The organism is Photorhabdus heterorhabditis (assembly GCF_001280945.1).
GTDB lineage: Bacteria > Pseudomonadota > Gammaproteobacteria > Enterobacterales > Enterobacteriaceae > Photorhabdus > Photorhabdus heterorhabditis.
Genome location: NZ_LJCS01000119.1, coordinates 1 through 4,481, shown reverse-complemented (window position 1 = coordinate 4,481; position 4,481 = coordinate 1). Strand labels below are relative to the sequence as shown.

Below are 4,481 nucleotides of genomic sequence, written 5' to 3'. Positions count from 1 at the left end.
AGGCATGTACCCGGTTTGCGGCGGATCTGGTCGCTGCAATGGGGACTCTTGCTGAAATCTGTGAGCGGTTGTTGAATAATTTTCTGGTACTCAGGTTAAAGCCTCTGCTGGGTTCTGTCTTGGGGGAGAAAAATCTACTTAAGTTAATGAGGGGGATTGAGATAGTGAAATTCCTTGGCGCCCGGGCTGCGATCATTGGGGTGGTCTGGGATAGCTATCATGCAATAGATGAGATATTTTTCAAAAAAAATAGAAGATTGGGAATTGCCTATCTGATTTCGGCGGTAAGTGTAGGTTTGTGGATTGCCGGTGTCTTAGGCCCATTAGGTATTTTTGTTGCCTTGGTTCTATTCTTTGGCGCCAATATCTATCTGGAGATGAAAAAGAAAAATGAGATCCAGAAATGGTTGATAGCTTGCTTGTGGCGAAAAATTCCGGCAGGTGAAGGGGATGTTCCTGTTATCTGGCCTGATAGCAGAATGGAAATGGACGCTTTTAATAAATTAATGACTGCGGGAGCATAACTATGATATTAAGTCGATTTTATATGTCCTACGAACTGAATCGTCCTTTGACTCAGCAAGAGAAAGATGATCAACTTTATCAAGGAAAACCGACCCGGTTAATGGGTAAAACAGGCGAATATATGATTGAGTACGATACAGTGATCCGTATGAACTCGACTTATATGGAAACTGTGGATAAGTATTATCGAAATAAAGGATTTGTTAGTTCACTATTTGCGCCGCTTTTTTTGATCTGTTTTGGATTAATATTATACGCTTATGGTGGAATGGCTTATCAGTATATTGTTTATAGAAAGATAATCCCTTCTTTATTCGATGTATCTGTGTTGACAGCAGGTTTTGCGCTATTGATCTATTTCAGTGGCAAACTGACCCTAAAAGAGTGGTTTGCTACGACACATTATCCCATTCGATTTAACCGCAAAACTCAGATGATTCATGTTTACCGTTTTAATGGCACGGTATTATCGATTCCCTGGAAAGCGGTGTTTTTTACTCTGACCAAGTACAGTGGCAAGATGTCGGAATGGTGTATTGACGGTCATATTCTGGCAGACGATAAGGAAACTGTATTGGATACATTTAGTCTGGGATTTTCTGGAGTATTTCGGGAGTTGATTCTGGGCTATTGGGAATTTATCCGTTGCTATATGGAGGAAGAGGGTTTACAGGAACAGGCGGATATTATCTTATTGTGTCCGCCTATTGAGCAAAAGAAAGAAGGTTATATTTTTGGATTACAGTATCTAATACGGATGAATTCTCGTTTGGAGTGGTTTGTTGAACTAATAAATTTTCCATTTGATCTAATTACCAGTGTTGCCCGTTATATTGCTATGCAGACCAGCAAAATACCGCAATGGCCTCAGGAAGTGGAAGAGGCTTGTCAGGTTGATCCTGATGACCCGATTAATGTCAGTGCCGCGAATAATCCCGTGCATTTATGGCGTTATGTGTTGGCGAATCAGACGCGGGAAGAACGTCAGGCATTATATGATCGCCAATTATCAGCACATAAGCGTTTGCAAGAAAAAATTGCAATGGCGCATTCAACTTCGGCGGAGGCATAATTATGCAAGTGCAAGGAAATGGCTTATATACCCCTTATAAACTGAATCGCCCTTTAACTTGTGTAGAGAAGCATGATCAACTTTGTCAGGGAAAACCGACTCAGCTAAATAGTAAATATGGTCAATATATTGTTGATTACAATACGGTGATCCGTATGAATTCGACTTATATGGAAACAGTAGATAAATACTATGGGGATAAGGGATTCGCTAGTTCGCTTACTGCAACATTGTTTTTTTGTCACTTAGGCATGGCCTTATTTTCTATTGGTTACACAATTTACCAATATATAAAAGGAGATCATGAAATTCTGTTAAGCCTTCTAATTTGTCTACCTGCTATATCTCTGTTTATATATTTCGGTGGCAAATTTACTCTAAAAGAATGGTTTGCTACAACACATTATCCCATTCGGTTTAACCGTAAAACCCAGATGATCCATGTTTACCGTTTTAATGGCACGGTATTATCGACTCCTTGGAAAGCGGTGTTTTTTACTCTGACAATAGTAGGTGTCAAGCGGCCGGAATGGAGTATCGACGGCCATATTCTGGCAGACGATCAAGAAACGGTATTAGAGACGTTTAGCCTTGGGATTTCTGGTCCACGGGACATGTTGCCGGGTTATTGGGAATTTATTCGTTGCTATATGGAGGAAGAGGGTTTACAGGAGCAGGCGGATATTATTGCTTTATGTCCTCCTATTGAGAAACAGAAAGAAAGCTACATTTTTGGATTACAGTATCTGATGCGGATGAATTCTCGTTTAAACTGGATTTTTGGAATCGTAAAGCTGCCATTTGATTTAATTTCCAGTGTTTCCCGTTATATTGCAATGCAGACCAGTAAAATGCCGCAATGGCCTCAGGAAGTAGAAGAGACTTGTCAGGTTGATCCTGATGACCCGATTAATGTCAGTGCCGCGAATAATCCCGTGCATTTATGGCGTTATGTGTTGGCGAATCAGACGCGGGAAGAACGCAGGGCATTACATGATCGCCAGTTATCAGCACATAAGCGTTTGCAAGAGAAAATTGCAATGGCGCATTCATCTACGGATAAATAAAGGCAAGCATATGAACGAAATTATTGTTCCCGGCTTTATTTTCGACGCGGCTATTTTTCCTGGAAAAAACCGACGAAGGTGTAATGATAGGAGAGGTTAAAGATGAAAAGGTAAAAAACGAAAAGTAACTGTCTCATGCAAGGAAAATTGAAATTAACAATGAGTTAATGATTTCCGCTCGTCCGAAAGAAAGCTTGTGTAATACAAGATAAACCGTAAGTTTAGTTAAAATGATTGATTGGAATTCTTATGAAAAATCTGAGTATCGTCCTTTGGTTAGGTTTGATTATTAATTTGATAGTTATCGGAGGATTTTTTTATTATTTGCAATTACAGCAGACAGCTCAAAATAGTTTAAGTTATCAGGGGCAAGAAGTTCTTAAAGAGCTTTATCCTATAGCCAAACTGATAGCCATTGCTATTGCGATACAGATGGTTAGTGTATTATTGCTTTTCATTCATAAAAAGCTGGCGCTCTTTTTGGCTATGTTGTCTGGTTTTATAACACTTCCCTTGGGGTTTGTTTATATCATCGGTTTTCTTTTTAGCTATAACAATTTACGTTTTTCTGGGTTTCCACTATTTAAATGGGTAAATAAAAAGCAACTTTCTCCTTACCTTCATTTCCGTCAGGAACGTTTTTATATAATCGCAGTCTTATTGGGTGTAGCTGCTATTATTCAGTTAAGTGCAGAAGTATCTATGGGGTATACAGGTTATGAAGCATCTATGGGGAAAGTGTTAGCTAGTGCTGCAATCGTATCTGCTTTTAACGGTATTCGCCTTGCTTTTCGACCGGTGTTAGGTATTTATGACAATCAATTGGTTATTACACCTTCTGCATTTAGTAAAACGTATCAGGTAGGTTGTGATCAGGTGTTGATGAAGGAAAAAGGCAAAAATATTATTAGTTTTGTTATCCATACTGATTCATTGAAGGAAGTTGTGAATATTAATCGTAATCTTATTGAAATAGTTGATGCCTATGCTGGTATTGACGAAATTGAAAAAAGGTTAATACAACAAGAGGCTATAGAATGAAAGGCATTATCCGTATTCACGATAAAACCACTCACGGTGGTCAGGTGTTGAGTGAGATATGAATGTTATTCCAATACTGGCATTGACAAGAACAGGCGGATATTATCGCTTTATGCTCTCCCATTGAGAAACAGAAAGAAAGTTATACTTTTGGATTACAGTATAGGAGGATGCATTCTCATTTGAAATTGAGATTCATTCTTTTTTACGACAATTTTACGTATTTAAGTTACAGGTTTGAAAATGACGTTGGTTATACCGAGTTAAAAGATAATGATAATGAATATTATTTTATTGTATAGATTGATTGTCCGGTTGTATTTGAATGAGCAACCTTTATATGTAAATAAATGTCATCTTGTTTATGTTTTGTTTAATATTCTGGGATTTATCTTTTTGTCTCAATGGTTATATTATCTCGGTATTAGGCAAATTGTGCTTTTTGATGAATGAAGACTTGATTTTTATATGCACCCATTAAGAGAATGGCCTTATTCATAAACCGCGTATCCTGTTAATGCAGACATTAATTGATAGCGTATAAAGGGTCTGCGCTATTATTTATGTTTCGGTTAAACCGCCGGTCAGGAAATATCTGATCCGGTTTGTTGTTTCCCGAATTTATTATGGACGGAACAATTGGGTTCTGCCGTCCAAGGCGAAGGTGCAACGCGGCCGGTCGCCACCAATTCAACGGCTGCGGGGCGTGCTGCCAACCGCAGAGTTGAAATCCGTCTGGTACCTAACGCAGTCGCCTGCCAGCGACTGCAACAAGT

The 4,481-nt window shown here is 38.9% G+C and carries 4 protein-coding genes and 1 pseudogene; 4 read left to right on the top strand and 1 reads right to left on the bottom strand.

Translation table 11 applies throughout. The annotated features are described in order from the left end of the window. The 4 genes and pseudogenes from AM629_RS24085 to AM629_RS20520 form a co-directional block, all read left to right on the top strand. Nucleotides 1-524, top strand: a pseudogene (locus AM629_RS24085) (hypothetical protein); the annotation flags it as partial. Between the two features lie 2 nt (nt 525-526). Beyond that, nucleotides 527-1,597 (top strand): DUF6708 domain-containing protein, encoded by a 1,071-nt coding sequence (locus AM629_RS20530; RefSeq protein ID WP_054481603.1) that lies wholly within the window; start codon nt 527-529, stop codon nt 1,595-1,597. 2 nt (nt 1,598-1,599) lie between these two features. Beyond that, nucleotides 1,600-2,664: a DUF6708 domain-containing protein gene (locus tag AM629_RS20525; RefSeq protein ID WP_054481601.1), complete on the top strand. Its 1,065-nt coding sequence runs from the start codon at nt 1,600-1,602 to the stop codon at nt 2,662-2,664. A 249-nt stretch (nt 2,665-2,913) separates the two neighbouring features. Further along, a complete protein-coding gene (locus AM629_RS20520; RefSeq protein WP_054481600.1) occupies nt 2,914-3,705 on the top strand; it encodes a hypothetical protein in 792 nt (263 codons plus the stop codon). A gap of 584 nt (nt 3,706-4,289) precedes the next feature. On the opposite strand, the gene AM629_RS24080 is transcribed toward AM629_RS20520, so the two are convergent. Next, nucleotides 4,290-4,481, bottom strand: a 192-nt coding sequence (locus tag AM629_RS24080; protein WP_161804258.1) for a hypothetical protein, incomplete at its 5' end; no start/stop codon positions are given.